This window comes from Solirubrobacter pauli (genome assembly GCF_003633755.1).
GTDB classification, from domain to species: Bacteria; Actinomycetota; Thermoleophilia; order Solirubrobacterales; family Solirubrobacteraceae; genus Solirubrobacter; species Solirubrobacter pauli.
In genome coordinates, this window is record NZ_RBIL01000002.1 from 1129652 (window position 1) to 1155959 (window position 26308).

28 protein-coding genes are annotated in these 26308 nt (G+C 73.9%); 12 read left to right on the top strand and 16 right to left on the bottom strand.

The features are described 5' to 3' along the window. Window positions 1-3: 3 nt before the first annotated feature. The 3 genes from C8N24_RS25045 to C8N24_RS25050 form a co-directional block, all read right to left on the bottom strand. A complete protein-coding gene (locus tag C8N24_RS25045; RefSeq protein ID WP_121255287.1) occupies window positions 4-738 on the bottom strand; it encodes a HEAT repeat domain-containing protein in 735 nt (244 codons plus the stop codon). A gap of 46 nt (window positions 739-784) precedes the next feature. Further along, complete coding sequence (locus tag C8N24_RS35440; RefSeq protein WP_281272668.1) at window positions 785-907, bottom strand: hypothetical protein; 123 nt, start codon at window positions 905-907, stop codon at window positions 785-787. Window positions 908-970: 63 nt separating this feature from the next. Continuing rightward, the gene (locus tag C8N24_RS25050) at window positions 971-2299 is read right to left on the bottom strand and encodes an aspartate aminotransferase family protein (protein ID WP_211340135.1); all 1329 of its coding nucleotides are present in this window, start codon (window positions 2297-2299) and stop codon (window positions 971-973) included. Window positions 2300-2374: 75 nt separating this feature from the next. Between C8N24_RS25050 and C8N24_RS25055 the strand changes: the two genes are divergently transcribed. Further along, a complete protein-coding gene (locus C8N24_RS25055; RefSeq protein ID WP_170179398.1) occupies window positions 2375-3265 on the top strand; it encodes a LysR family transcriptional regulator in 891 nt (296 codons plus the stop codon). On the opposite strand, the gene C8N24_RS25060 is transcribed toward C8N24_RS25055, so the two are convergent. The 4 genes from C8N24_RS25060 to C8N24_RS25075 are packed head-to-tail and all read right to left on the bottom strand — an operon-like array spanning window position 3241 to window position 6424. After that, the gene (locus C8N24_RS25060) at window positions 3241-4176 is read right to left on the bottom strand and encodes a VOC family protein (RefSeq protein WP_121255289.1); all 936 of its coding nucleotides are present in this window, start codon (window positions 4174-4176) and stop codon (window positions 3241-3243) included. The two genes, C8N24_RS25055 and C8N24_RS25060, sit on opposite strands and share 25 nt — an antisense overlap. Further along, window positions 4169-4774 carry a 4-carboxy-4-hydroxy-2-oxoadipate aldolase/oxaloacetate decarboxylase gene (locus C8N24_RS25065; RefSeq protein WP_121255291.1) on the bottom strand — a complete coding sequence of 202 codons (606 nt, stop codon included), beginning with the start codon at window positions 4772-4774 and terminating at the stop codon, window positions 4169-4171. Before C8N24_RS25065 ends, C8N24_RS25060 begins: the two co-directional genes overlap by 8 nt. Next, a complete protein-coding gene (locus C8N24_RS25070; protein ID WP_121255293.1) occupies window positions 4771-5484 on the bottom strand; it encodes a PIG-L deacetylase family protein in 714 nt (237 codons plus the stop codon). Before C8N24_RS25070 ends, C8N24_RS25065 begins: the two co-directional genes overlap by 4 nt. After that, window positions 5477-6424, bottom strand: a complete 948-nt coding sequence (locus C8N24_RS25075) for a DUF6282 family protein (protein ID WP_211340136.1) — start codon at window positions 6422-6424, stop codon at window positions 5477-5479. Before C8N24_RS25075 ends, C8N24_RS25070 begins: the two co-directional genes overlap by 8 nt. Window positions 6425-6536: 112 nt before the next feature. Here C8N24_RS25075 and C8N24_RS25080 point away from each other — a divergent pair, with 112 nt between their 5' ends. Genes C8N24_RS25080 through C8N24_RS25090 form a run of 3 tightly spaced genes read left to right on the top strand, consistent with a single transcriptional unit; the run spans window position 6537 to window position 8840 of the window. Continuing rightward, a complete protein-coding gene (locus C8N24_RS25080; RefSeq protein ID WP_170179399.1) occupies window positions 6537-7448 on the top strand; it encodes a DMT family transporter in 912 nt (303 codons plus the stop codon). Beyond that, the gene (locus C8N24_RS25085; RefSeq protein WP_121255296.1) at window positions 7421-7849 is read left to right on the top strand and encodes an Lrp/AsnC family transcriptional regulator; all 429 of its coding nucleotides are present in this window, start codon (window positions 7421-7423) and stop codon (window positions 7847-7849) included. Before C8N24_RS25080 ends, C8N24_RS25085 begins: the two co-directional genes overlap by 28 nt. Window positions 7850-7880: 31 nt before the next feature. Beyond that, complete coding sequence (locus C8N24_RS25090; protein WP_121255298.1) at window positions 7881-8840, top strand: SLAC1 family transporter; 960 nt, start codon at window positions 7881-7883, stop codon at window positions 8838-8840. Window positions 8841-8845: 5 nt separating this feature from the next. On the opposite strand, the gene C8N24_RS25095 is transcribed toward C8N24_RS25090, so the two are convergent. Both C8N24_RS25095 and C8N24_RS25100 read right to left on the bottom strand, forming a co-directional pair. Then, window positions 8846-9901, bottom strand: a complete 1056-nt coding sequence (locus C8N24_RS25095; RefSeq protein ID WP_121255300.1) for an HD-GYP domain-containing protein — start codon at window positions 9899-9901, stop codon at window positions 8846-8848. 125 nt (window positions 9902-10026) lie between these two features. Beyond that, window positions 10027-10737 carry a metal-dependent hydrolase gene (locus tag C8N24_RS25100; protein WP_245972039.1) on the bottom strand — a complete coding sequence of 237 codons (711 nt, stop codon included), beginning with the start codon at window positions 10735-10737 and terminating at the stop codon, window positions 10027-10029. Here C8N24_RS25100 and C8N24_RS35135 point away from each other — a divergent pair. The 3 genes from C8N24_RS35135 (at window position 10639) to C8N24_RS25110 (ending at window position 13320) form a co-directional block, all read left to right on the top strand. Continuing rightward, window positions 10639-10941 carry a hypothetical protein gene (locus C8N24_RS35135; protein ID WP_245972049.1) on the top strand — a complete coding sequence of 101 codons (303 nt, stop codon included), beginning with the start codon at window positions 10639-10641 and terminating at the stop codon, window positions 10939-10941. The genes C8N24_RS25100 and C8N24_RS35135 overlap by 99 nt on opposite strands. Window positions 10942-11101: 160 nt before the next feature. After that, window positions 11102-12208, top strand: coding sequence for a glycosyltransferase (locus C8N24_RS25105; RefSeq protein WP_211340137.1), 1107 nt, complete (start codon window positions 11102-11104; stop codon window positions 12206-12208). Beyond that, on the top strand, window positions 12205-13320 hold the full coding sequence (locus C8N24_RS25110; protein ID WP_121255304.1) for a glycosyltransferase family 4 protein: 1116 nt from the start codon (window positions 12205-12207) through the stop codon (window positions 13318-13320). The genes C8N24_RS25105 and C8N24_RS25110 overlap by 4 nt, the downstream gene beginning before the upstream one ends. Here C8N24_RS25110 and C8N24_RS25115 read toward each other — a convergent pair. Further along, window positions 13262-13864, bottom strand: coding sequence for a response regulator transcription factor (locus C8N24_RS25115; RefSeq protein WP_121255306.1), 603 nt, complete (start codon window positions 13862-13864; stop codon window positions 13262-13264). The genes C8N24_RS25110 and C8N24_RS25115 overlap by 59 nt on opposite strands. Next, on the bottom strand, window positions 13861-15006 hold the full coding sequence (locus C8N24_RS25120; protein WP_121255308.1) for a sensor histidine kinase: 1146 nt from the start codon (window positions 15004-15006) through the stop codon (window positions 13861-13863). Before C8N24_RS25120 ends, C8N24_RS25115 begins: the two co-directional genes overlap by 4 nt. Window positions 15007-15120: 114 nt before the next feature. On the opposite strand from C8N24_RS25120, the gene C8N24_RS25125 reads away from it, so the two are divergent. Next, a complete protein-coding gene (locus C8N24_RS25125; protein WP_121255310.1) occupies window positions 15121-16002 on the top strand; it encodes an ABC transporter ATP-binding protein in 882 nt (293 codons plus the stop codon). After that, window positions 15999-16709, top strand: coding sequence for an ABC transporter permease (locus tag C8N24_RS25130; protein WP_121255312.1), 711 nt, complete (start codon window positions 15999-16001; stop codon window positions 16707-16709). Before C8N24_RS25125 ends, C8N24_RS25130 begins: the two co-directional genes overlap by 4 nt. Here the strand turns inward: C8N24_RS25130 and C8N24_RS25135 are convergent. Both C8N24_RS25135 and C8N24_RS25140 read right to left on the bottom strand, forming a co-directional pair. Then, window positions 16706-18496 carry a glycoside hydrolase family 15 protein gene (locus tag C8N24_RS25135; protein WP_121255314.1) on the bottom strand — a complete coding sequence of 597 codons (1791 nt, stop codon included), beginning with the start codon at window positions 18494-18496 and terminating at the stop codon, window positions 16706-16708. The genes C8N24_RS25130 and C8N24_RS25135 overlap by 4 nt on opposite strands. Next, window positions 18493-19482 (bottom strand): SDR family oxidoreductase, encoded by a 990-nt coding sequence (locus C8N24_RS25140; protein WP_121255317.1) that lies wholly within the window; start codon window positions 19480-19482, stop codon window positions 18493-18495. The genes C8N24_RS25135 and C8N24_RS25140 overlap by 4 nt, the downstream gene beginning before the upstream one ends. 56 nt (window positions 19483-19538) lie before the next feature. Here C8N24_RS25140 and C8N24_RS25145 point away from each other — a divergent pair, with 56 nt between their 5' ends. Both C8N24_RS25145 and C8N24_RS25150 read left to right on the top strand, forming a co-directional pair. After that, the gene (locus C8N24_RS25145) at window positions 19539-20066 is read left to right on the top strand and encodes a DUF1360 domain-containing protein (RefSeq protein ID WP_121255319.1); all 528 of its coding nucleotides are present in this window, start codon (window positions 19539-19541) and stop codon (window positions 20064-20066) included. Then, window positions 20000-21574 (top strand): phytoene desaturase family protein, encoded by a 1575-nt coding sequence (locus tag C8N24_RS25150; RefSeq protein ID WP_281272669.1) that lies wholly within the window; start codon window positions 20000-20002, stop codon window positions 21572-21574. Before C8N24_RS25145 ends, C8N24_RS25150 begins: the two co-directional genes overlap by 67 nt. Here the strand turns inward: C8N24_RS25150 and glgX are convergent. Both glgX and C8N24_RS25160 read right to left on the bottom strand, forming a co-directional pair. Then, complete coding sequence (gene glgX / locus C8N24_RS25155) at window positions 21557-23671, bottom strand: glycogen debranching protein GlgX (RefSeq protein ID WP_121255322.1); 2115 nt, start codon at window positions 23669-23671, stop codon at window positions 21557-21559. The genes C8N24_RS25150 and glgX overlap by 18 nt on opposite strands. 100 nt (window positions 23672-23771) lie before the next feature. Next, complete coding sequence (locus tag C8N24_RS25160; protein ID WP_121255325.1) at window positions 23772-24563, bottom strand: SDR family NAD(P)-dependent oxidoreductase; 792 nt, start codon at window positions 24561-24563, stop codon at window positions 23772-23774. A 183-nt stretch (window positions 24564-24746) separates the two neighbouring features. Here C8N24_RS25160 and C8N24_RS25165 point away from each other — a divergent pair, with 183 nt between their 5' ends. After that, a complete protein-coding gene (locus C8N24_RS25165) occupies window positions 24747-26141 on the top strand; it encodes an SAM-dependent methyltransferase (protein WP_147447978.1) in 1395 nt (464 codons plus the stop codon). Here C8N24_RS25165 and C8N24_RS35445 read toward each other — a convergent pair. Beyond that, a complete protein-coding gene (locus C8N24_RS35445) occupies window positions 26138-26263 on the bottom strand; it encodes a hypothetical protein (RefSeq protein ID WP_281272670.1) in 126 nt (41 codons plus the stop codon). The two genes, C8N24_RS25165 and C8N24_RS35445, sit on opposite strands and share 4 nt — an antisense overlap. Window positions 26264-26308: the final 45 nt, after the last annotated feature.

Here is a 26308-nt window from a genome sequence, read left to right on the forward strand (position 1 = left end):
GGCTCAGTAACCGGGCGGCGGCCAGGACTCCAGCAGGCCGGCCTCGACGTAGAGCTCGCCGGCCTCGTCGATCATCGGGCCTTCCCATCCGTCCTCGTAGTCCTCGATGAGGACTGCGAGGCCGCGCGGGTCGCCGCGCTTGGCGAGACCGGCGATCGCTTCGTCGTGCGTGGCGCGGTGGGTGTCGCGCAGGCGGGCCGTGAGCGCGTCGCGGATCCGCGGCGAGTCGCGGTCGTTGATCGTGCCGAGCTCGAACGTCGCCCAGTCGCGGACGTCGTCGTCCGGGTCCTCCATCAGCGCGAGGAGCGCGTCGACCGCCCGGTCGTCGTCGTGCCGGAACAGGCCGTGCACGACGGAGAGCCGGACGTGCTCGTCGGCGTGTGTGGCCAGGGCGACGGTCGAACCGATCGTGCGCGGGTCGTGGATGTGGCCGAACGCGTCGAGGATCGACGCGAGCACATGCGGCTCCTGCTCGCGCTCGACCAGCTCGAGCAGGAGCACGATGGTGGGCTCGCGGAACGCCCGGTCCTCCTCGTTGAGCGAGAACCCGAGCTGGCCGAGGATGTCGACGCCGAGCGCGCGCCGGTCGAGGTCCGCGCTGCGGCACTGCTCGACCGCGGCGAGGTAGGTCTCCTCGTCGTTGCGCTGCTGCAGCTCCCGGACGGCCTGCCAGTACGGCTCGTCGAGGCCGTCGGGAACGTGCTGGTGGGCCTGCTCGATCAGCTCGGCGACGGTCATCCGGCGGGCGATGGTAACGGGCCGCGGTCGGCAGGGCGCGACGCGCTCAGGCGGCGCGGCGGTGGCGCTCGCAGCGCGCGGCCCAGAGGGCGGCGACGCCGAGCCAGGTGAGCATCGCCGCGGCGTGCACCGCGGCGCCTTCGACGTTGTGCTTGCGGGTGGCGGTCATGTCCACAGCATCGACGGCGGCCGTGCTGTGGACATGCGTAGAAGGCCGCACACCCGGCGCGGGTTACACGAAGCGCGGGGCGACGTCGGTGAGCGCCTGGTCGAGGATCTCGAGGCCGAGGGTGAGCTGCTCGTCGGTGGTCGTCAGGGCGGGGGCGATCCGGAAGGTGCCGGAGAGCTCGGGCAGGTTGACGATGTTCATGTGCAGTCCGAGCTCGAGGCAGCGGTCGGTCACGGCGGTGCCGAGGGCGGGCGAGGCTTCCTTGGTGTCGCGGTCGAGCACGATCTCCAGGCCCTGCATGAGTCCACGGCCGCGGACGTCGCCGATCACGGCGTGGCGCTCCTGCAGCTCGCGCAGGCCGTTGGCGAGCAGCTCGCCCTTCGCGGCCACGCCGGCGCCGACGCCGTCGTTCTCGAGCACGTCGAGCACGGTGTTGCCGACCGACGCGACGAGCGGGTCGGAGACGTGGGTCGTGTAGAAGAGGAACTTGCGCTCGTAGGCGGCGGCCTCGATCTCGTCCGTCGTGACGACGGCGGCCAGGGGCAGGCCCGCGCCGAGCGTCTTGGACATCGTGATGATGTCGGGCACGACGCCGTCGCGCTCGAAGCCGTAGCGGTCGCCGGTGCGGTACAGCGCGGTCTGGGCCTCGTCGAAGATCAGCAGCATGCCGCGGCGGTCGCAGTGCTCGCGCAACGCGCGGAAGTAGCCCACGGGCGGGACGACGATGCCGGCGGACGACAGGATCGGCTCGACGATGCACGCGGCCAACGCGCCGGTCGACTGCGCGTCGATCAGCTGGAACCCGACGTCGAGCTGGCGGCGCCAGTCGAGGTTCCCGTCCGCGTCGGTCAGGTCCGGGCGGTACGGATCCGGCGTGAGCAGCGCGAAGTTGCCGGGCGCCGCGGGCCCGTAGCCCTTGCGGCCCGCGCTGTAGGTGGCGTTGGCCGCGCCGAGCGTCATGCCGTGCCAGGAGCGGCTGAAGGCGACGACCTCGTGCTTGCCGGTGACGAGCTTCGCCAGACGCAGCGCGGCCTCGTTGACCTCCGCGCCGGTGGTGAGCAGCATCGCCTTGTTGAGCGGGTCCGGCAGCGACTCGGCCAGGCGGCGCGAGAGCTCGACGACCGGACGCGAGAGCATGCCGCTGAAGAGGTGGTCGAGCGTGCCCGCGGCCTCGCGGATCGTCGCCGTGATCGCGGGGTGCGAGTGGCCGAGGATCGAGCTCATCTGGCCCGACGTGAAGTCGATCAGCTCGCGGCCGTCGCTCGTGTAGAGCAGGCTGCCCTCGGCGCGCTCGACGATCGCCGGGACGAACGTCGGGTTGTAACGGATGACATGACGGTCGACGTCGGACCAGAACGCCGGGTCCAGCCCGGTCTCGGCAAGCACGCTCATACGGCCGAAGGTACCGCCGGCAACCGTGAAGGTCCAGCGACATTTCCTGCCCTCGCTGTACAGTCGAGCTGCACAGTGCTCGACCCGCGCCGCCTCCGCCTGCTGATCCAGCTCGAGAGCCTGGGAACGGTCCGCGCCGTGGCGCAGGCCGCGTCGATGAGCCCGTCCGCGGTCTCCCAGCAGCTGCAGGCGCTGGAGCGGGAGAGCGGCGCGTCGCTGTTGGAGCGCCACGGCCGCACCGTCGCGCTGACCGATGCGGGCGTCGCGCTCGCCGGCCACGCGCGCGTGATCCTCGAGCGCATCGACGCCGCCGAGGAGGCGTTGCGCGCGCTCCAGGACGCACCGGCCGGCGCCGTCCGCGTCTCCGCGTTCACCAGCGCCATGCGCGCGTTCGTGATCGACGCCGCGGCCGCCGTCGCCCAGCAGCACCCCGGCATCAGCGTCCAGCTCGTCGAGCTCGAGCCCGCCGAGAACATCCCGGCGCTGGAGCGTGGGGAGGTCGACCTCGCCGTGGTTGCCGACTTCGGGGACGGCACGTTCCCGCATACGCCGCACCTGCGGTCGGTGCCGCTCGCGCGCGACGAGCTGCAGCTCGTGCTCCCACCCGGGACGACGTCCTCCGGCGACCTCGCCGACCTCCAGGACGCCGCCTGGCTCCTCGACGGCACCGAGCTCGAGCAGCACATCGTCCGCCGCTGCCGCCGCGCGGGCTTCGAGCCCCGCTTCGCCGGCCGCCTGTTCAGCCACGAGGCGCTGCTGTACGCCGTCCAGCGCGGCCTCGGCGTGACCATCCTGCCGTCGTTCGTCACCGCGCCGCCGGGCACGGTCACGCTCGCCCCGCTCAACCCGGTCGCGCACCGCGAGCTGCTCGTCCTGCACCGCGAGGAGGCGCTGACGCGGCGCTCGGTCGCGCTCACGCTGGACGTGCTCGTGGCCGCCGCCTACTCGACCGGCGGCGTGCCATAGGTGTGGAAGGACGGGACGGTCTTCACGCCCCACGCCTGCCCCTTCGCCCGCTCGGCCTCGGTCCAGACGACCACCGGCTCGTCGGGCGCGTAGACGAAGCGCCCGCCGGTGGTGACCTCGACGCGGTTGCCGCCCGGCTCGATCCCGTAGAGGAAGAAGCCCTGCGCGATCGCGTGCTTGGACGGCGCCGCCTCGATCTCGATGCCCGCGTCGACCCAGATGTCCGCGGCGCGCAGGCACTCCTCGCGCGTGTCGACCCACAGCGCGACGTGGTGCAGCCGCCCGGACGCGCCGTACGCGTCCCGCGTGTAGATCAGCTCGTGGGCGGCGATCGTCGCGCTCATCCACGCGCCCGCCTCGGACCCGTCGTCGAGCTCGATGCGCTCGTAGAGCCGGTAGCCGAGCGTGTCGACGCAGAAGTCGCGGTTGGCGCGCACGTCGGCGGCGAGGAGGTTCACGTGGTCGAGGCGCTTGATCGCGCACCCTCGGCCCGTGAACCGCCCGGGGACGTTCTTGTGCGCGGGCGCGAGGTGCGGCGGGGCCGCGTAGCGCTCGCACTCGAAGTAGAGCTCGAACACGTGGCCGTCGGGATCGGTGAAGCGGTATGCGTCGCCCCGGCCCAGGTCCCCGTCGGTCCAGCCGAGGCCGAGGCCGGCCGCCTCGATCGCGGCCACGCGCCGCGCCAGCGCCTCCGGGCTCCACGCACGCAGGCCCAGCACGCCCATCCCGCTGGTCGCGCGCGCGGTGAGCTTGACCGACCAGCGCTGGTAGTCGCCCCAGCCGCGCAGATAGGTAGACGGACCGGCCTGCTCGACGACGTCCATCCCGAGGATGTCGACGAAGAACGCGAGGCTCGCGTCGAAGCGCGGCGTGAAGACCTCGACGGGACCGAGGTGCGCGAGCTCAGACACGGGCGTCCAGCCCGTCGAGGTGCCAGGACAGCGCGCCCGCCTCCAGCTGCGCGCGCTTGACCCGCTCCTTCTCCTCGCGCTCGAGCGACGCGGCCAGCACCGCCTCGGCCCGCGCAGCCGCCACGACGGTGGCGCCGTCCGCGTCGAGCACGACCAGGTCGCCCGGGTGGATCGCGGCGCCGCCGACCACGACCGGGACGTCCAGCTCGCCGACCACGTCCTTCGCGGCACCCCGGGAGCGGATCCAGCGCGCCCACACCGGGACGGCCATCTCCGCGAGCTCCTCGGCGTCACGCACGGCGGCGTCGACCAGCACCGCGACCGCGCCGCGTGCGATCGCCTGCGTGAGCAGCAGGTCGCCGAGCAGCGCGACCGGCCGCGGCTCGGGCATCGTCAGCACGAGCACCTCGCCCGGCTGCAGCCGCGTCATCGCCGCGTGGACCATCAGGTTGTCGTCCTGCCCGCAGCGCACCGTGCGCGCCGGACCGCACGCGCGCGAGTGGGGGACGAGCTGCTTGAGCTCGACGTCCACCAGCCCGCGACGCCCCGACGCCTCGTACACGGTCGCGGCCCCGAGCCGCGCCAGCTCCCGCTTCATAGCTCCTCCACGACCTCGGGCAGCACCCGCATGAACGACTCGGCGTAGCGCACCTCGGCCCGGCCGGACGCCCGCCGCGCGTGGTTGCCCCGCTGCTCGCCCCGCTGCGCGTAGTAGGTCTGCAGGTACCGCTGCGCCTGCATCTCGCCCATCGCCGCCACCTTGCGCTCCCACACCGAGGTGATGTCCACGTGCACCGTCGGGGTGAACGCGCACAGCTCGGGCTGATGCGGCTCGAACAGGAACAGCTGCGGCGGCTTGATCGTCCCGAACGCGCTCGGCACGCCGGCGCCCGCGGCGAGTGACCGCGCGCGGTCGACGGCCGCGTGGGCGACGGGATGGTCCGGGTTGAACGGGTCGACCGACGTGTGGGTGATCAGCACGTCGGGCGCGAACGCGCGGATCGCCTCCGCGATCGCCAGCAGCCGGTCGCCGTCGACCTGCAGCGGGTAGTCGCCGAAGTCTAGGCAGCGGAAGCTCGCGCCGAGGTGCTCCGCGGCCGCCGCCGCCTCGCCGTGCCGCACCCGCTTGACCTGCTCGACGGTCTGGCCCTCCTGCTTCCACAGCTCGCCGGACTCCCCGCGCTCGCCGTAGGAGAGCGCGATCACCTCGGCCGTGCCGCCGAGCGCGACCGCCTTGGCCACGGCCCCGCCGGCGCGCCAGACGAAGTCCGCCGCGTGCGCGCCGATCACCTGGACGCGCTTAGGCACCCGCGAGCCTCCTCGTGTTCTCCACGGCCATGATCCGGACCTCCTCCTCGCTGAAGCCGGCTGCGAGGTGGCGGTCGGCCAGCAGGGCCAGGCCGTCCTCGACCGGCGGGTTGAACACCTGTCCGAGGTCGCTGCCCCAGACCGTGTGCCGCGCGCCGACCGCGCGCGTGGCGGCGAACAGCTCGTCCCACGTGCACTTGCCGGTGTACGGCGTGGTGAGCGCGCGCTGCAACAGCGCACCGCGCTCCGCCAAGGCCACCTGGTCGGCGGGGCTCAGCTTGTGCGACGGGAACTCGGGGTTGGTCACGACGATCGTCTCGACGCCCGCCGCGACCGCGGCGTCGACCACCGCGAACACCTCGGCGCGCGCGAGGTGCCCCGTGGCGAGCACCAGCCGCCGCCGGGCGACGATCTCGAGCACCCGCAGCAGCTCGGGCAACGGCGCGCCGGCGTCGTCGAGCACCGGCACCGTCCCGGGCACCGCGCCCGCGGCGCGCAGCTCACGCTCGAACGCCACCCACACCGGGACGTTGCCGCTCGCCCGCTCGACCTCGGCGAACTCGCCGAGCGCGCTGACCGTCGGCAGCCAGACGATCCGCGCGCCCTGCCGCGCGGCCACCTCCACCGCGGTCGCGTTCAAACCCCCGACTGCGTGGTTGAGCACGATCGACCCGACCGCGAGCGCCCGTCCGACCGCGGCGTTGACCACGGCCGCGCGCTCCGCCGTCGCCGTGTAGTGCGACGTCAGCGCGAAGCCGGCCAGCCCGAGCTCCGCGTGGCGCCGCGCGAGCTCGAGGTCGGTGATCCGCCGCGGGGCGAAGTCCGGCGCGGCGTGCACGTAGGGGTCGAACCCGCCGCGCACGAGCTCCCGCGCGCGAGCGGACGGGACGGGGTGCTCGGGCACGCAGCAGATCCTGACGATCTCTTCGCGTTCGCGCACGCACGCAAAGTCGTGGCGTCGGGTGGTTTCGTCGCGCAACCTTCTTGTGTCTGCGCGCGAGATTGTTCGGTCCCGCTTGAGACGGCCGCGGCGCTGCGTCAGTTGTCGGGGCGTGCTGAGCCGAAGCGCCCTTGTCCTGCTGGCTGCCGTAGCCCTCCTACGCGGCAGCTCGTACCTGCCCACGCAGGTGGCCCGCGAGGGGTTCACCCCGGCGTCCCTCATCGCCGTGGAGATCCTGCTGACCGTGCTGGTGGCCTGGGTGTATGCGGCGGCGCGGGGCCAATTGCGCCAGGCGCTGCGAGTGATCGCAGCGCGCCCCGCGCCGTCGCTCGTGCTCGCCGCGACCCTGACCGCCGTGCCGCTCACGCTCGTGGCGCTGGCGATCACCGACGTCTCCACCGGGATGGCGGCGATCCTCGTCGCGCCTGCGCCGATCTTCGGCCTCGCCTTCGGCGTGCTGGCCGGGGAGCGGCTGCCGTGGAGCGCCGTGGTCGGCGCGCTCGTGGGCTTCGCGGGCGTGGTCGTCGCCACCGGTGGCGGCAGCGCCGGAAGCCTGGTGGCGGTGCTCGCCCTGCTCGGCGCGTCCGCGTGCTACGCGCTCGGGGCCCGCTCGATCCGCATCTGGTTCGCCGACGTGCGCCCCGAGGCGGTCGCGCTCGCGGCGTCGCTGCCGGCCCTTCCGGTCGGCGTGGTGCTGGCGTTCGCGGACCTCCCGGACGCGGTGCCGTCTGCCGGGCCGATCGCGTCGCTCGCCGTGCTCGGCACGCTCAACATCGGGCTCGGACTGGTGCTGTGGTGCGCGCTGGTCCGCAGCGCGGGCGCGGAGACCGCGCTGCTCGTGACCTACGCGAACCCGCCCGTGGCGATGCTGCTGGCCGCGCTCGTGGCCGGCGAGGCGCTGACGCTGCGGGAGCTGCTCGGGCTCGTCGTAGTCTTCGCGGGCATCGCCATGACCACGCAAGCCCTTCGCCTGCCCGCGCTCCGCAGCCGCCTCACGTGGACGACGTCGACGAGCGAATCGTAAGCCTCCTGCGGGAGGACGGCCGCCGCTCCTACGCGGCGATCGGCCGCGAGGTCGGGCTGTCCACGGCAGCCGTCAAGCGGCGCGTCGAGCGGCTGGAGGCGATCGGCGTCATCCAGGGCTACACCGCGATGGTCGACCGCGGCAAGCTCGGCCAGGAGCTGCAGGCCTTCATCGACCTGCGCTTCGCCGGCACCGCCCGGATGGAGGACATCTGGAAGGCCGCCGACGACGTCACGCCGGTGGTCGCCGCCTACTCGGTCGCGGGTGACCTCGACGCGGTCCTGCACGTGCGCGTGCGCGACATGGCGCACCTGCAGGAGGTGCTCGCGCACCTGCGCAACAAGCCCGAGGTGACGGGCACGCGGACGCGCATCATCCTCGAGGCGCGCAACCACGAGTAGCGCGCCGGGAGCTTGGCTAAGGTCGCGCGAGATGCGCACGCTGCCTCCCAACCTGTTCGGCATCCCCTTCGGCCTGGCCGGCCTGGCCGCCGCGTGGCACTACGCGGGTGTGCGTGACCTCGCCCCGACCGCGGTCGGCGACGCGCTGGCGCTCCTGGGCGCCGTGGCCTGGGCGACGATCACGGTGGCCTATGCGCGCTCGCTGCGTCGCCCTGCCGCGCTGGCCGAGGACCTGCGGCACCCGATCGCAGGGCCGTTCCTGTCGCTCGTGCTGATCGCGCCCCTCGTGCTGGTCGTCACCGGCGTCGTCCCGCACGCGCCCGATCTCGGCCGGGCGCTGGTCGACGTGCTGGCCGTCGCCATCGTGGTGCTCGGCGGCTGGTACACGGGCCAGTGGATCTACGCGCCGATCCAGCCCGCCCAGCTGCATCCCGGCTACTTCCTGCCGACCGTCGCGGGAGGCCTGCTGGCGGCCGCGGGCGCGGCGTCCGTCGGTCAGCAGCGCTTCGCCGAGGTCCTGCTGGGGTACGGCCTGATCTGCTGGCTCATCCTCGGCTCGATCATCCTGGGCCGGCTGCTCGTGGGTCCGCCACTGCCGACGCCGCTGCTCCCGACGCTCGCGATCGAGGTCGCGCCCGCGGCGGTCGCGACCCAGGCCTACCTGGCCGTGCGCGGCGAGGCGATCGACCCGCTCGTCGCCGTCTTCGCCGGATACGGCCTGCTGATGGTGCTGGCGCAGGTGCGCCTGCTGCCGGTGTTCGGGCGCCTCGGGTTCGCGCCGTCGTTCTGGGCGTTCACGTTCTCCTGGGCCGCGGTCGTGACCGCCGGGCTGCACTGGCTCGCGATCCTCGAGCCGGCGGGGTGGCGGGCGTGGTCGTACGTCCTGCTCGGCGCGGTGACGCTGCTGATCGGGGCCATCGCGTGGCGGACGGCGGTCGCGGCGGCTCGCGGCCAGCTGTTGCCGGCGCCCGCGCCGCCGGTCGCGGCCTAAGCCCGTCAGGGGAAGATGCGCAGGAACGCGTCGACCACCTGGGGGTCGAAGTGCGTGCCGCGCAGGCGGGCGATCTCGGCTCGGGCGTTCTCGTGCGTCCACGCGCGCTTGTACGGCCGCTCGGACGTGAGCGCGTCGTAGACGTCGGCGAGCGCGACGATCCGGCCGGCCTCCGGGATGGCGGTGCCGGCGGTGCCGTGCGGGTAGCCGGTGCCGTTCCACCACTCGTGGTGGGTGCGGGCGATCTCGCGGCCCATCTGGAGGACGTCGGAGTGGGTGCCGGAGAGGATCGCGGCGCCGGCCTCGGCGTGCGCCTTGACCTGCTCGAACTCCTCGGCGGTCAGCTTCGCGGGCTTGAGGAGGACCGCGTCCGGGACGGCGAGCTTGCCGATGTCGTGCAGCGGCGCGGCGAGCCGGAGCAGCTCGACGCGGTCGCTCGTCCAGCCGAGCTCGGTGGCCAGCTGGGCGGCGAGGTTGGCGACGCGCTCGGTGTGCTCGTGGGTCGCGCCGTCGCGGTACTCGGCGGCGCGGGCCAGGCACTGCAGGGTCTCGGTGCGCGCGGCGTCGAGCTGCTCGTAGACCTGGACGTTCTCGATCGCGACCGCGGTGGAGTCGGCGAGCGCCTGCAGCAGCTCGAGCTCGTCGGGGCTCGGCTGGCGCTGCTGGCCCCAGTAGTTGCCGATCGCGCCGACCGGGTCGAGCTTGCGGATCGGCACCATCGCGAGGCTCTTGACGAAGGTCGGCCGGTACGCGGCGTGCGGGATCCGGTCGTCGACGTAGATGTCCTCGATCGCGACCGAGCGCCGGTTGTTCATCGCCCAGCCGGAGATGCACTGGCCGAGCGGGAACCGCTGGCCCTTCCACAGCGGCTCGATCGCGTCCTCGTCCGCGTAGAAGCACTTGTCGCCGTCGCGCAGGACGAACGTCGCGCCGTCGGCACCCGTGAGCCGACGCGCGCCGCTGCGCACGATGGACTGGATCTCGTCGAGAGAGCGGGCCAGCGAGAGCCGCTGGACAAGACCGATGAGCTCGAGGGCCGGGTCCGGGGCGATGGTGTGCATGCGGGGCGCAGTATCGGCCGTCACATCTCAGACCTTGAGCGGGTCCGGCGAGAATGGTCCTCGCGCTGACGAAACCGGACGGATCGAACCGTTTTCGGAAAGGTTCTGTGCAGTTTTGGCGCGGTTCAGCCCGCCAACAGCAGCGTCACTGCGACCGTGCCGCCCGTGAGCGCGGCGGCGACCGCGAGCTCCCGCAGGCTTCCGGTCGGGATCCGCGCGGGGCGGGGGAGGAGGTGGCGCCGCCGCTTGGAGAGCGGCGCCAGCAGCGGGACGCCGCCCGGCGTGCAGGCGTCGGCCGCGACGTGGGCGAGGTAGCCGATCAAGATCCCGGCCGCGACCTCGTGCGCCAGCGCCGGCACCACCGTCGACGCGAGCGCGAACGCCGCGGCGGTGACCGCGGCGGTGGCGAGCAGCGAGTGGGTCAGCCCACGATGGCCGAGCAGGATCAGCGCCCGCAGCGGCAACCGCGCGAGCCGGCCCACGATGCGCAGCGGCCAGGCGCGCCGCTCCAGGCGGCGGGCGCGGTAGATCCGGCTCCCCGCACGGTCCGCGTCCGGCAGCAAGGAGCCGAGCCAGGCGCCTGCGACGAGCACGGCCGCGCTCGTCGCGGTGGCGTCGAGCGCGGTGGCGGTGACGACGGCGAGCCCGACGCCGGCGATCTGATGGGTGGTCGCGCGCAGGACGATGACCCTACGAGCGCGGTCGGCGGGAACGCGCGTGGCAAGCTGAGCGCCCGCATGGCCGGCCTGATCGAGCTCAGCGACGACGCCATCTGGTACAGCGCCGCCGGCCCGTACCGCGCGGTGCTGCGGGGGGCCGAGGCGTACCTCGACGATCCCGAGGGCTGCGAGGCGCTCGAGCGAGCGCTCGTCGAGAGCCGGCTGATCCACCCGTCGGAGCCACTGCTGCGTGCGCTCGATCGCTCCGTCGTGCGGCTGCTGGCCGAGCTGATCAACGCGGACGAGCGCGACGACGGACGGCTCGACCACTACGCCGAGCTCCGCTCCATGGTGCGCGCGGAGCTCGCGCGGCGGTCCTGAAGCACGAAACGTCGCCCGTAAGGCCCCGTACGGTGACGCACGGGCCAAACCGCTTCAGGGACCACCGACCCGCTAGAAGGCTGACGGTGAGGGGCCGAATCGGTCGCCCGGGCGCTCGTCAGGTTTCAAGCGCCGAAGAACACGGAGATGACCGCGAGCGATGAGCGTCGTCGCAGCCACTCCGCCCGGTCGTTCCCGTGCGCGCGATCTGATCCGAGTCGCCTCGGTGCCCGCGAGCCACGTCTACGTCCGTCACCTGGCCGATCCCGACGGGGCGGACCGCGTCCACCGGCTGCCCGACATCCCGCCCGCCGACGGGCGCAAGGTCCCGGGCGGCTGGTGGCCGCCGGCGATGCTCGACGCCGGCTGGATCGCGGAGCACAGCGACACCTTCGACGTCTTGCACATCCACTTCGGGTTCGACGCCAAGACGCCGGAGGAGCTGACGGAGATCGCGGACGCGCTGGCGGCGGCGGACGTCCCGCTGATCGTGACCGTCCACGACCTGCGCAACCCCCACCATCCCGAGCCGGCGCTGCACGACGCGCAGCTCGGCGTGCTCGTGGACCGGGCTGACGCGCTGATCACGCTCACGCCGGGCGCGGCGCGGGAGATCGAGCGCCGCTGGGGGCGCCGAGCGACCGTCCTGGCCCACCCGCACGTCGTCGACTGGGAGACGATGGTCCGCGCCCGGCCGGTGCACGAGGGCTTCGTGGTCGGCCTGCACGCGAAGAGCCTGCGGGCGAACATGGACGTGCTCGGGGTCGCGCGCGTCGTGGCGCGGGCGGTCGAGGGGCTGCCGGGCGCGCGGCTGCAGATCAACGTCCACCACGAGGTGTTCGAGCCGGGCAACCACTTCTACGACCCGGCGGCGGGACAGGCGCTGCGCGACCTCGCGGCACGGCACGCCGCCGTCGAGCTGCGCGAGCACGAGTACTTCAGCGACGACGAGCTGTGGGCGTACCTCGCGAGCCTCGACGTCTCGGTCCTCCCGTACCGCTTCGGCACCCACTCGGGTTGGCTGGAGGCGTGCGTGGACCTCGGCACCGCCGTGATCGCCCCGACCTGCGGGTTCTACGCCGACCAGCAGCCGATCCACGTCTACACGCAAGACGAGGACGGCCTCGACGCCGACTCGCTCGTCAGCGCCGTCCGCGCCGCCTACCGGCACCGTCCCGCCCTGCGGGCCGACCCGGACCAGCGCCGGGAGCAGCGCCGCGCGCTGAGCGCCGCCCACGAGGCGATCTACCGGCGAGTGCTGCGTTGAGGATCGGGATCATCGCCGCGGCGCGGTTCCCGATCGCCGAGCCGTTCGCGGGCGGCCTCGAGGCGCACGTGTGGGACCTCGCCGACCGCCTGCGCCTCCAGGGGCACGAGCTGACGCTGTTCGCCGGGCCCGGCTCGGACCCGCGGCTGGGCGTCGAGCTGCTCGACCTGCAGCGCCCGAGGGTGAGCGACGCGGCCCGGGCCGACGTGAGCATGAGCGCGCCCGAGTGGCTCGACGAGCATCACGCCTACCTGCGGCTGATGGTCCGGCTCGCGCGCACCGCCGCCGACGCGTTCGACGTCGTCCACAACCACTCGCTGCACCACCTGCCGATCGCGATGGCGAGCACGCTGCCCGTGCCGATCGTGAGCACGCTGCACACGCCGCCGACGCCCTGGCTGGAGTCGGCGATCCAGGTCGAGGACGAGTGCGACGTCACCTTCGCCGCCGTGAGCGCGCACACCGCCGCCGCCTGGTCGCACCTGATCCCCGACGCCCACGTCATCCACAACGGCGTCGACGTCGACCGCTGGCGTCAGGGTCCCGGCGGCGGCCCGGCCGTGTGGTTCGGCAGGATCGTCCCCGAGAAGGGACCGCACCTGGCGATCGACGCCGCCGTGCGCGCCGGCCGGCCGCTCCGGCTCGCCGGCCCGATCGCCGACCGCACCTACTTCCGGGACGAGATCCGCCCGCGGCTCGCCCAGCCCGGCATCGAGTACGTCGGCCACCGCACCCAGGCCCAGCTCGCGGCGCTCGTGGGGGATGCGTCCGTGGCGCTGATCACCCCCTGCTGGGACGAGCCCTACGGCCTCGTGGTCGCCGAGGCGCTCGCCTGCGGGACGCCCGTCGCGGCGTTCGCCCGCGGCGCGCTGCCGGAGCTCATCCACGACGGCTGTGGCCGGCTGGTCGCGCCCGGCGACGTGGCCGCCCTCGCGACCGCGATCGACGAGGCCGCGCAGCTCTCGCGCACCGCGGCCCGCGCGCAGGCCGTGCGCGAGTGCTCGCTCGAGAGGATGGTCGCCCGCTACGTCGACCTGTACGAGACGCTGGCGTTCAGATCCAGCCTTCCTTGTACGCGATCCGCGCCGCGTCCGCTCGCGTCGGCGCGTTGAGCTTGGCCATCGCCGACGACAGGTAGTTGCGCACGGTGCCCGGCGCGAGGTGCGCGACCTCGGCGATCGCGGCGGCGCTGCGGCCCATGTGCACGTGCCGCAGCAGGTCCAGCTCGCGGTCGCTGAGCGGGCACGTGCCCTCGGTGAGCGCCGTGGCGGCGATCTCGGAGTCGATGTAGCGCCCGCCCGCGTGGACGTCGCGCAGGATCCGGGCGAGCCGGTCGGCGGGCGTGGTCTTGGGGACGAACGCGCGGACGCCCGCGGTGAGCGCGCGCCGGAGCACGCCCGGCCGGGCGTGGCGCGTGAGCAGGACGACCGGCACGGTCCGCCGCGCGAGGATCGCCTCGGTGGCGGAGACGCCGTCCAGCTCGGGCATCTCGAGGTCGAGCACGACGAGGTCGAGCTCGTGCTGGGCGGCGAGCTCGACCGCCGCGCGGCCGTGGCCCGCCTGCGCGACGACCTTGAAGTCCGGTTCGAGCTCGAGCAGCGTGGCCAGCGCCTCGCGCACGAGGTCCTCGTCGTCGGCCAGGAGGAGCCGGATCACGCGGCCGCCCGGTGCGGTGCTCGGCCGACGAGCTCGAACCCGCGCGGCGCGAGCGGCTCCGCGTCCACGCGTCCGCCGACCGCGGCGAAGCGCTCGCGCAGGCCCGCCACGCCGGTGCCGTCGCCGGCGGGCGCGACCACGCGCGCGACGCCGTCGTCGATCACGCGCACGACGATGTCGTCGCCGTCGCGCTCGACCGCGATCTCGCAGCGGGCGGCCTTCGTGTGCCGGAGGAGGTTCGTCGCGCCCTCGCGCACGAGCGAGCCGAACAGCGGCTGCAGCGCGACCGGCACCGACTCGGGCGCGCCCTCGACCTCGGCGTCGACCCCGGCCGCCTTGAGGATCCCGACCGCGTTCGCCAGCTCGGTCGCGAGCCCGACCTTGCGGTACCCCTGGACCAGCTCGCGCGTCTCCGCCAGCGCCTGCAGGGCCAGCGCGTGCGCGTCGTCGGCGTTGCGGCGCGCGGCTTCGTCGTCGCGGCCGACCAGCCGGGACGCGAGCTGCGCCTTGAGCGCGATCGCCTGCAGCTGATGACCCTGGATGTCGTGCAGATCACCCGCGAAGCGCAGCCGCTCGCGCAGCACCGCGACCTCGCCGGCCTGCTCACGCGCCTGGTCCAGGCGCAGGGTCACGTCCCAGATCCACACCTGGGCGAGGCAGGTGATCGCGAACGTGGCGAGCACCGCGGTGCCGCTGCGCCCGGCGTCCACCTCGCCGGTGACCAGCCAGCCGGTCATGAAGACCGCGATCAGCCCGGCCGCCAGCACGAGCCAGCGGCCGCGGGGCCCCGCGCTGAACGTCGCGCCGCAGACCACGGCGGAGACCGGCAGCACCCACATCCACCGCACGGGGTCACCGTCCACGAGCGCACCCCACAGCACGAGGCCGACCGCCGCCGCCGCGCCGACGAGCCACGGCGAGCGCGGCGCGTCGTGCAGCCCGGCCATCCCGCCCAGCAGCAGCCGCGTCTGGACGTAGCCGACGAAGCCCAGCCCGGCGAGCGCGGCGACCACCGCCGCGGCCGGCCGGTCGCGGGCCAGCAGGTCGCTCGCCGGGATGAGCACGGCGAGCCCCGCGACGCTCGCCAGCGTCCACCGGGTCATCCGGCGCATCCACTGCAGGCCCGCCTCGGTCCGGTCCATGCGGCGAACCTAGCGCGCGGGTGACCACCACGGGCCGAGGTCATGACACCTGCATCGGAAGCGGTGACAGGCGGGCACTACCGGGCGCCGCCGCGCCCCGGCACGCTGCCGGGCATGCCCGTGATCGAAGTCACCGACCTGCGATGCACGTACGGCGCCCACGTGGCCGTCGACGGCGTCGACTTCACCGTCGAGCGCGGGGAGGTGTTCGCGCTGCTCGGCGCCAACGGCGCCGGCAAGACGACCACGCTCGAGACGCTCGAAGGCCACCGCGCGCCCCAGGGCGGGCGCGTCCGCGTGTTCGGCCACGAGCCGCGGACGGCGCGCCGCGCCGTCCGCCGCCGCACGGGCGTCATGCTCCAGGACGGCGGCTTCGCCGGCGAGCTCACCGTGCGCGAGACCGCGAACCTGTGGGCCCGGCTGGGCACGCGCGACGGGGACGTGGAATCCGACCTCGCCCAGCTCGACCTCTCCCACCGCGCAGATGTCGCGGTCGAGCAGCTCTCCGGCGGCGAGCAGCGCCGCCTGGAGGTCGCGCTGGCGATCCACGGCCGCCCGGAGCTGCTGATCTTCGACGAGCCGACGACCGGGCTGGACCCCGAGTCGCGCCGCCGCACGTGGCAGGTGATCGGCGAGCTCGTCGCGGCCGGCACGACGATCCTGCTGACCACGCACTACCTGGAAGAGGCCGAGGCGCTCGCGGACCGCGTCGCGATCCTGCGTGACGGCCGGATAGCGATCGCTGGCACGCTCGGCCAGGTCTCCGCGCAGCTTCCCGCACGGATCGCGTTCCGCGCGCCGGCCGTTCCGCTGCCACCGGACCTCGAAGCGCTCCGCGTCGAAGGCCGCGTGGGCGAGGTGGTGCTCGAGACGCCCCGCCTGCAGCCCGACCTCGCGCGGCTGCTCGCCTGGGCCGACGCCCACGACCTCACGCTCGACCGCCTGCACGCCCGCGGCGGGTCACTGGAAGACGTCTTCATGACGGTGGTGGCATGAGCCGTGTCATCGCACTGGCCGGTGCCGAGGTGCGCATCCTGCTGCGGAACAAGCTGGTCTGCGCGACCGCGCTGCTGCTGCCGCTCGGGCTGGGGGCGCTGATCGCCACCGACGGCGAACCCGGCGCCTGGGGCGACGTCGTCGCCATGCAGTTCGTGTTCGTGATGCTGTTCTGCGTGTACGCGACGGCGACGACCTCGCTCGCCGCCCGGCGCCGCCAGCTCGTCCTCAAGCGGTTGCGCAGCGGCGAGCTGAGCGACCTGCAGATCCTCGCCGGGCTGCTGTCCCCGCTGCTGATCCTCGCCGCGGTGCAGTCCGCCCTGCTGCTCATCTGCGCGGTCGCGCTGGGCGCTCCGCTCCCCGATCGCCCGCTCACGCTCGTGCCCGCGTACGTGTTCGGGAGCGTCATGGCCGCGTCGCTCGCCCTCGCCACGACCGCCTTCACGGCCAGCGCGGAGCTCGCCCAGATCACGGTCGCCCCGGTGTTCCTCGCCGCGCTCGCGAGCGCGACGTGGGTGCTGTCGGTCACGCCTGACGCGGCCAGCTGGCTCATGCACCTCACGCCGGGCGGCGCGCTCGCCGACCTCGTCCGCCAGGGCTGGGAGGACGGCGGGCACCTGCTGCCGCCGATCGCCGGGCTGATCGTGTGGACCGGCATCGGCTACGAGATCGCCAAGCGCCGGCTCACGTGGGAGCCGCGTCGCTAGCGCGCGGCTTCCAGCGCGAGCGCGGCGTGGATGTGCGACAGGTGCGTGAGCGCGAGCGGGAAGTTGCCGAGCAGCCGTCCGCTCGCCGGGTCGACCTGCTCGGCGAGCAGCCCCAGGTCGGTCGCGGTGGCGCACGCGCCGTCGTACACGGCCTGCGCCTCGTCGAGCCGCCCCTGGCCGGCCAGGCACTCGGCGAGCCAGAACGAGCACGCCACGAACGCGCCCTCGGGCGGCATGCCGTCGTCGGCGTCGTAGCGGCGCAACCGCCCGGGCGCCACCTCCAGCGCCGCGCGCACGGCGGCGACCGTGCCGAGCATCCGCTCGTCCTCGTAGGCGAGGAAGCCGTAGCTGGGCATCCGCAGGACGGACGCGTCCAGGTCATCGGCCCCGAAGGCCTGCACGAACGTCCCGCGCCTGGCGTCGAAGCCCTCGGCGAGCACCGCCTCGCGGACCGCGTCGCGCGCCGCCCGCCAGTGCCGCGCGGGCGCACGGCGCATCGACTGCTCCGCCAGCAGCAGCCCGCGGTCCAGCGCCACCCAGCACATCAGCTTCGAGTGCACGAAGTGGCGCGGCTCGCCGCGCCACTCCCAGATGCCGGCGTCGGGCACGTCCCAGCGCTCGGCGGCCGCGTCCACGAGCCCGCGCAGGAAGCGCCACTGGTCGTCGTCCGGCGGCCGGCCGAGCTGCGCCCACGTCCAGCTCTGCTCGAGCAGGTGCCCGTAGGAGTCGAGCTGGAGCTGGGGACCGGCGTCGTTGCCCGAGCGCACCGGCTGCGCGCCGTCGAAGCCGCGCAGGTGCGACAGGGTCCGCTCGGGCAGCCGGCGCTCGCCGCCGACGCCGTAGAACACCCGCACGTCGCCGGCCGCGCCCGCGCCCGAGCGGTCGACGAAGCGCCGGAACGCCTTCGCCTCCTCGTCGTGGCCGAGCTCGGTCAAGCAGCGCGTGGCCAGCACGGCGTCGCGGATCCAGGCGTAGCGGTAGTCCCAGGTGCGCCGCTCGTCGCCCGCCACGGCCTCCGGCAGCGACGTGGTCGGCGCCGCGACCATCGCTCCGGTCGGCGCGTAGGTCAGTGCCTTGAGCACCAGCGCGGACCGGTGCACGCCCGCGGCGGCGAGCTCCGGGTGCCTGGTCGCGAGCTCCCATTCGCGCCAGCCGTCGATCGTGTCCTCCAGCGCGGCGTCCAGCGCCTCGGACGGGGGCGGCTCGTCCTCCACCTCGTCGAGCTCCGCGGGCCGGCGCGTGGCCAGCAGGACGCGCAGCCGCTCGCCGGGGCGCAGCGTCGCCTCGGCCACGATCGTGTCGCCGTCGAGCCGGAGGTCGGTCGGACCGACGCACAGCAGCCCGTCGTCGCCGGAGGTGGCGGTGATCAACCCGCGTCCACGGTCGCGGAACCACGGGGCGATCTCGCCCTCGTCGAAGCGCGGCGTGGCCCGGATGCGGACCCGGACCGTGCCGCGCACGCCCTCGACGATCCGCAGCAGCCCACGGTGGTCGGGCGCGGGGGAGAGCGGGTCGGCGAGCGGCATCAGGTCGAGCAGGCGCGCCTCGCCCTCGTCGGCGTGCAGCCGCGTCTCCAGCACGAACGTCCCGTCCAGGTACCGCCGGTCGCCCGCGTGCCCGCCGTCGACCTCGACCGTGCACGTGCCCGCGTCCGGGTCGAGCAGCCGCGCGAACACCGCGCCGGTGTCGAAGCGTGGCATGCAGCACCAGTCGATCGAGCCGTCACGCGCGACGAGCGCCGCGCCGTGGCAGTCCGCGAGCAGCGCGTAGTCCGCCAGCTCCGTCATCGACGCGCCGCCGCCACCGCGACGGCGACGATGCCACCCACGCCCGCGGCGACGAGCGGCCGGTGCGTGTTGAGCCACCACTGCGGGCTGCGGTCGTGCGCGTCCGCGTCGAAGATCCCGTGCGCTCCCGGATCGCCGGGCGGCGGCGAGAAGAGGTTGTCGTCGCGTTCGGCCGGGTCGATCGGGATGTCGGTCTGCTGGCCGTCCTCGTTCGTGCGGCCGAGGAACCGGTCCATCGCCCCCGAGATCAGCTTCTCGCCGAGGATCGTGTAGACGGTCGAGCCGCCGACCCAGTGCTCACGCTTCGGGTGGCTGATCGCGTGGACGACCGCGCGGGCGGCGACCTCCGGCTGGTAGATCGGCGCCACCGGCTGCGGGTGGTGCTCGAGCCGCGTGCGCACCCAGCCGAACTGCGGCGTGTTGAGCCCGGGCAGCTGCACGAGCGTGACCTTCACGTTCGAGTCGTGGTGGATCAGCTCCGCCCGGAGCGAGTCGCAGAACCCCTTGACCGCGTGCTTGGCGGCGCAGTACGTGGCCTGCAACGGGATCCCGCGCCGCGACAGCGCCGAGCCGACCTGCACGATCACGCCCTCGTTGCGCGGCAGCATCCGCCGCAACGCGCACTGCACGCCGTGCACGCTGCCGAGGTAGACGACCTCGGTCACGCGCTTGAACTCCTCGGGGGTCGTGTCGGACACCTCCGCGAGCACGGCGGTCATGGCCGCGTTGACCCAGACGTCGATCGGCCCCAGCTCGGCCTCGATCGTCGCCGCAGCCCGCTCGAGCGCGTCGGCGTCGCTGATGTCCGCGGGCGCCACGCACGCGCGGACGCCTGCGGCCCGCGCCTCGGCCGCGGCGGCGTCGAGCCGGCCACGGTCGCGCGCGATCAGGCCGACCGCCGCGCCCTGCCGGGCGAGCTCGCGCACCGTCGCGCGTCCCACGCCCGCCGACGCCCCCGTGACCACGACCACCTTCCCGTTCAACATGGCGAGGACCCTTCCCCTTCGCGTGGGTGGCCACTCGCGTGGGTAGGGCCTCGTGGATGAGCACGAGCCCGCCGCAAGACCGCACCGACCTGCCGGGCCGCCTCGGCGCCGACTACGCCGCCGCCGCCGACGACCAGCGCCCGCTGGCCGGCTACAGCGTGCTCACCAGCACCTTCGGACTGCTGTTCGCCGGCGGGCTGCTCGCCGCACGCCGCTCGGGCCGCGACCTCCCCGAGCGCGTCGGGGTGCGGGACCTCGCGCTCGGCGGCATCGCCACCTACAAGCTGAGCCGCATGATCACCAAGGACAAGGTGACCGCGTTCGCCCGCGCGCCGTTCACGCGCTTCCAGGAGAAGGCCGGCCACGGCGAGGTGGAGGAGGCGGCGCGCGGGCGCGGCCTGCGCTACGCGATCGGCGAGCTGCTGGTGTGCCCGTACTGCCTGGGGCAGTGGGTGGCCGGCGCGTTCACCGTCGGGTTCGTGTTCGCGCCCCGGCTCACGCGCCTGCTCGCCGGGATGTGGACGATGTACGCGATCGCCGACGTGGCCCAGCTCGGCTACAAGGCGCTCGAGGAGCAGAGCTGAACGTCCTCGTCGTCGGCGGCGGGCACAACGGCCTCGTGGCCGCTCTCCACGTCGCGCGCGGCGGCGCCGACGTGACCGTGCTCGAGCACGCCGACCGGATCGGCGGCGCGGCCACCTCCGTCGAGTGCACGCTGCCGGGCTTCGTCCACGACTCGTGCGCGGCGTTCCTGCCGATGGCGGCCGTGTCGCCGGCGATGCGCGAGCTCGGCCTGGACGTCGACTGGGTGAACCCCGACACGGTGCTCGCGCACCCGTTCGACGACGGCACGGCGATCGCGCTGCACCGCGACGTGGACCGCACGGTCGAGTCGCTCGGCGCCGCCGGACCCGGCTGGGCCCGCGCGATGCAGCAGCTGCTGCCGCACGCGTCCGCGATCGCCGAGGCCGTGCTCGGCCGGCTGCCGCCCGTGCGCGCCGGGACACGGGTCGCGCTCGGGCTCAACCGCGATCTGGTCGAGTGGGCGCGCCGGCTGCTCGGCTCGGCCGAGGCGCTCGGGCTGGACCTGTTCGACGGCGACCGCCGGGCGACCGCGTGGCTGTCCGGCTCGGCGCAGCACAGCGGCCTGCCGCCGACCGCGGCGCTCAGCGGCGCGTTCGGGATGCTGCTGCAGCTGACCGGCCACAGCCACGGCTGGCTGCTGCCGCGTGGCGGTGTACAAGCGCTGACCGACGCGCTCGTCCGTGAGGCGACCGCCGCGGGCGCGACGCTGCGCACCGGCGCGTCGGTCGAGCGGATCCGGCTGCGCGGCGGCCGCGTCGTCGGCGTCCAGCTCCGCGGCGGGGAGGAGGTCGCGGGCGACGCGATCATCTCGACCGTCTCGGCCACGGTCCTCGCGCGGATGCTCCCGGAGGGCGCGCTGCCCGGCCGGCTCGAGCGGCGGCTGAAGGTCTGGCGCGCGGGCACGGCGCCGTTCAAGCTCGACTACGCGCTGGCCGGGCCGATGCCGTGGACGGCGGCGGAGCCGCGCACGTCCGGCGTGGTGCACCTCGCCGGCCCGCTCGAGGACCTGGTGCGCGCGGCGGACACCGCCCGCCGCGGCGAGGTGCCCGAGCGGCCCGCGCTGGTGGTCGGCCAGCAGTCCCTGCACGATCCGACCCGCGCGCCCGCCGGCCGGCACACCCTCTACGTGTACGGGCACGTGCCCGCGCGCTACGAGCCGTCCGACGACGAGGTCGTCGCCCGGATCGAAGCGCAGCTCGACCGCTTCGCCCCGGGGTGGCGGTCGCTCGTGCTGGCCCGGGCGCAGCGCTCCCCGGCGCAGACCGAGGCGGAGAACCCGAGCTTGGTCGGCGGCGATCTGGCGGGCGGCTCCTACGAGATCGACCAGCAGCTCGTCTTCCGCCCGGCGCCGTCCCTGTCGAGGTACAAGACCCCGATCGACGGGCTCTACATGGCCGGGGCGTCGACCCACCCGGGCGGCGCCGTCCACGGCATGAGTGGCCGCGGCGCCGCCCAGGCGCTCCTGCGCGCTCGGCGCGTCCGGTCGCTGCTACCGCACCCGGCGTAGCACGCGGAGCGTCCGCCCGGTCAGGACGGTCGTCCCGCCGCCCTCGAGCTCCTCGTCCACGCCGTCCGTCGCCAGCTCGGTCCGCCAGGCCTGGCCCAGCTCGGGGTCGAGCCCGAACTCGACGCCCTCGTGGTGCGCGTTGACCAGCACCAGGAACGAGTCAGAGCGCTGCGGCGTGCCGTCCTCGAGCGGCTCCACCTCGCGGCCGTTGAGGAAGATCGCGAGCGACTTGTGGTGCCCGTTGTCCCAGTCGCCGTGGCCCATGGCCTGGCCGTCGGGGCGCAGCCACTCGACGTCGGCGAGGCCCGATCCGCTGCGCGACTCGCCGCTGAAGAAGCGCCGGCGCGCGAACACCGGCTCCTCGCGGCGCAGCTTGATCACGCGGCGCGTGAACGCGAGCAGGTCCTCGTCCACGCCGTCCCAGTCGTACCAGGAGATCTCGTTGTCCTGGCACCAGCCGTTGTTGTTGCCGCCCTGCGTGCGGCCCAGCTCGTCGCCGCCGAGCAGCATCGGCACGCCCTGGGAGAGCAGCATCGTGGCCAGCAGGTTGCGCTGCTGGCGGGCACGGAGCGCATTGACCTCGGCGTCGTCCGTCTCGCCCTCGGCGCCGCAGTTCCACGAGCGGTTGTCGTTCGCCCCGTCCTGGTTGTCCTCCAGGTTGGCCTCGTTGTGCTTGTCGTTGTAGGAGACGAGGTCGCGCAGCGTGAAGCCGTCGTGGGCGGTGACGAAGTTGATCGACGCGCTCGGGTGGCGGCCGTCGTCTGCGTACAGGTCCGCGGAGCCGGAGAAGCGGCCGGCGAACGTCGCCAGCGGCAGCTCGCCGCGCCAGAAGTCGCGCATGTCGTCGCGGTACTCGCCGTTCCACTCGCTCCACAGCACGGGGAAGTTGCCGACCTGGTAGCCGCCCGGCCCGACGTCCCACGGCTCGGCGATCAGCTTGACCTGGGAGAGGATCGGGTCCTGGTGGATCGTGTCCAGGAAGCCGGACAGGCGGTCGCCCTCGTGCAGGCCACGGGCGAGCGCCGCGGCGAGGTCGAAGCGGAACCCGTCCACGTGGCAGTCGAGCGCGAAGTAGCGCAGCGAGTCCATGATCAGCCGCAGCACCTGCGGATGCGTCGGGTCGAGGCTGTTGCCGGTGCCCGTGTAGTCGTGGAAGAAGCGCGGGTCCTCGGCGCTGCGGTAGTACGCGGCGGAGTCGACGCCCTTGAACGACAGCGTCGGGCCGAGGTGGTTGCCCTCCGCCGTGTGGTTGAAGACGACGTCGAGGATCACCTCGATCCCCGCGGCGTGCAGCGCCTTGACCATGTCCTTGAACTCGGCGACCTGCTCGCCGCGCGAGCCGGCCGCGCTGTACGGGCCGTGCGGCGCGAGGAACCCGATCGACGCGTAGCCCCAGTAGTTCGTGAGTCCGCGGTCGGCGAGGAAGCTCTCGTCGATGAAGTGGTGCACCGGCAGCAGCTCGATGGCCGTCACGCCGAGCGACTTGAGGTAGTCGATGATCGCGGGCGTCGCGAGACCGGCGTACGTGCCGCGCAGCTCCTCGGGCACGTCCGGGTGCGTCATCGTCAGCCCGCGCACGTGCGCCTCGTAGATGACCGTGTCCGTCCACGGGGTGCGCGGCCAGACGTCGTCACCCCAGTCGTAGCGCTCGTCGACAACGACCGACTTCGGCATCGCGGTCGCGCTGTCGCTGTCCTCGCGGTGCAGGTCGGCGTCGTCGCCGCTCCCGGCCTGGTACGGCAGCAGCGTCGGTCCGTCCCAGTCGACCGTGCCGTCGATCGCCTTCGCGTACGGGTCCAGCAGCAGCTTCGCCGGGTTGAAGCGATGCCCGTTCGCCGGGTCCCACGGCCCGTGGACGCGGTAGCCGTAGCGCTGGCCGGGGCGGATGCCCTCGAGGAAGCCATGCCACTGTTGCGCGGTCCGCTCGACGAGGTCCAGCCGGGTCTCGGCGCCGTCGTCGTCGAACAGGCACAGCTCGACCCGCTCGGCGCTCGGCGCCCACAGCGAGAAGTTCGTGCCCTTGGCGTCGGCGTGCGCGCCCTGGGGGAATGGTCGGCCCGCGAGGACCTTGACGGCAAGCGCCGCGGAAGTGGACATGATGCTCCTGAGGGGAATTTCGGGTTCAGGCCACTCCCGTTGGGGGAAGCGGCCCGCCCGATCTACCCAGCGCAGCGGGATTTCATGGCTTGCCCGCCGCTCAGGGCGTGACGGTCTTGATCAGGCCGCCGTCGATCAGGTAGTCGGAGCCGGTCACGTTCGCGGTGCGGGGCGACGCCAGCAGCGCCACCAGCGTCGCGACCTCCTCCGGCGTCGAGAACCGCCCGGTCGGGATCCCGCCCGCGACCGTCTGCGACCGCACGGTCTCGGGATCGGTGCCGCTGGCCGCGGCGATCGTGGCGGCGACGCCGTGCTCGCCCAGCCACAGGTCGGTGGCGACCGGGCCGGGGGAGACGCTGTTGACGCGGATGCCCTTCGGCGCGAGCTCCTGGGAGAGCGCCTTGGCGAGGTTCCCGAGCGCCGCCTTGGCCGCGCCGTAGTCGATCACGCCGCCGTCGGGCTGGAAGAACGCGTTGACCGAGCCGACGTTGACGATCGCCCCCGGCGCGGAGCGGCCGAGCATGTCGGCCACCGCCGCCCGCGTCGCGCGCAGGGCCGCGTAGAAGTTCAGCTCCATCGACGCCGCGAAGTCGGCGTCGGTCAGCGCCAGGAAGCCCTCGAGGCGCACGCGCGCGGCGCCCACGTTGTTGACGAGCACGTCCACCCGCCCGTGCGTCGCGACCGCATGCCCGACCAGCGCGCCCGGGCCGTCCGCCGTGGACAGGTCCACGGCGAACGGCGTCACGCGGTCCAGGCCGGTCAGCGAGCGCACGTCGCGCGCGCCGGCCACGACCTGCGCGCCTTCAGCGGCGAGCGTCTCGACGACCGCGCGCCCGATGCCCTTGCTCGCCCCGGTGACGACGCACACCTGGTCCTGCAGTTGGAGGTCCATGCGCGACGTATACCGGTTCGCGATGAGCGGGTCAGCTCACGTCGTCGTGGTGGAGCGACGCCCGCCGTCGGTCAGCGACCTCGTACCGGAACGGCCCGGGCGGCGGCAGGCGCGAGCAGCGCGGCGGCGAGCGCCGCGCCCACGATCTGGTGAATCACGCGGCCGCACGCTATGGATGTGGCGGTGAGCACCGGTCACGGGGTTGGGAAGCCGTTCTCTGAGTCGCGAGCCTTCGCGCTGCAGCGCGCGTTCTACGCGGAGGCCTCGGGCGAGGCGTTCGCGGAGATCCCGCACCAGGTCGTCGACAACCCGTTCGTGTCGTCCGCGTACGCGCGCGTGGTGGTCGGCTTCCTGCGCGACTGCGCCCGCGGCGCGCTGGACCTCGACGAGCCGCTGTACGTGGTCGAGCTCGGGGCGGGAGCGGGGCGGTTCGCGCACGGGTTCATGCGCGAGCTGGCCGACTGGACCGCCGCGCTGCCCTTCGCGCTGCCGCCGATCGTGTACGTGCTGACCGACCTCGGCGACCGCATGCTCGAGGAATGGGACGCGCACCCGGCGTTCGCCGGCGACCGGTTCGACTTCGCGCGCTTCGACGTCGAGACCGACTCCACGCTGCGGCTGCGCCGGCGGGGCGTGACGCTCGAGCGGCTCGCGAACCCGCTCGTCGTGATCGCCAACTACCTGTTCGACAGCGTTCCCGTCGACGCGTTCGCGTTCGGCGGCGGGGCGATCGAGGAGTGCCTGCTGGCGGTGGACGGCCAGGACGTCCCGTCGATGGAGCTGCGCTGGTCGCGCCGCGCCGTCGGGCCGGACCACTACGGCGAGCCGGACCTGGACGCGCTGCTCGAGCACTACCGGACGACGTTGGGCGACACGGTGGTGACGATCCCGCGGGTCGGGATCGACTGCCTCCGCCGGCTGCGCGCGCTCGCGGACGATCGCCTGCTCGTGCTCGTCGGGGACAAGGCGCACGCCACCGAGGCCTCGCTCGCGCACGGGTCCGAGCCCGAGCTCGACCGCCACGGCGGCAGCTTCTCGGTGATGGTCAACGTCCACGCGCTCGGCTGGTACGCGCGCCGCCACGGCGGGGACCTGCTGCACGGCGGAGACCGGCACGTCGCGGTCGCCGCCGCCGCGCTGCTGCTCGGCGGCGAGCATCCCGAGACGCGCCTCGCCTACGCGGACGCGATCGAGCGCTTCAGCCCGCAGGACCTGTCGTTCCTGGCCGAGGGCGTCGAGCAGGCGGCCGAGCACCTGTCGGTGGCGGAGCTGGTCGCGCTGCTGCGGCTGAGCGGCTGGGACGCGTCGACGCTGCTGGGCGTCGCGAGCGCGTTGCGGACGCAGGCGGCGGAAGCCGATCCGGCCGCGCAGCGGGACCTCCTCCACGCGCTGCACGAGACGTACGCCCGGCACGTCTTCGTGCCGGGGGAGGAGGACCTGCCGTTCGCGCTCGGCCTGCTGGCGTTCGAGCTGGACGCCCTCGAGGACGCGATCCGGTTCTTCGAGGCGTCGCTCGCGGAGCACGGCCCGGACGACGCCACGCAGCGCAACCTCGACCTCTGCCGCGGCCTGCTCTAGACGCGCACCAGCTCGCCGGCCGGGCCGAACGCGATCGCGTCGGCGAGACGCCGCACGTCCGGTTCCTCGCCATGCGGACCGTCGCCGAGGCCCTCGACGGCGTGCGCTGACGTTCGCTTCACGACAAGTCGCTCTTCGCTCTACGAGTAGCCGCGAGGGGGCGCTCC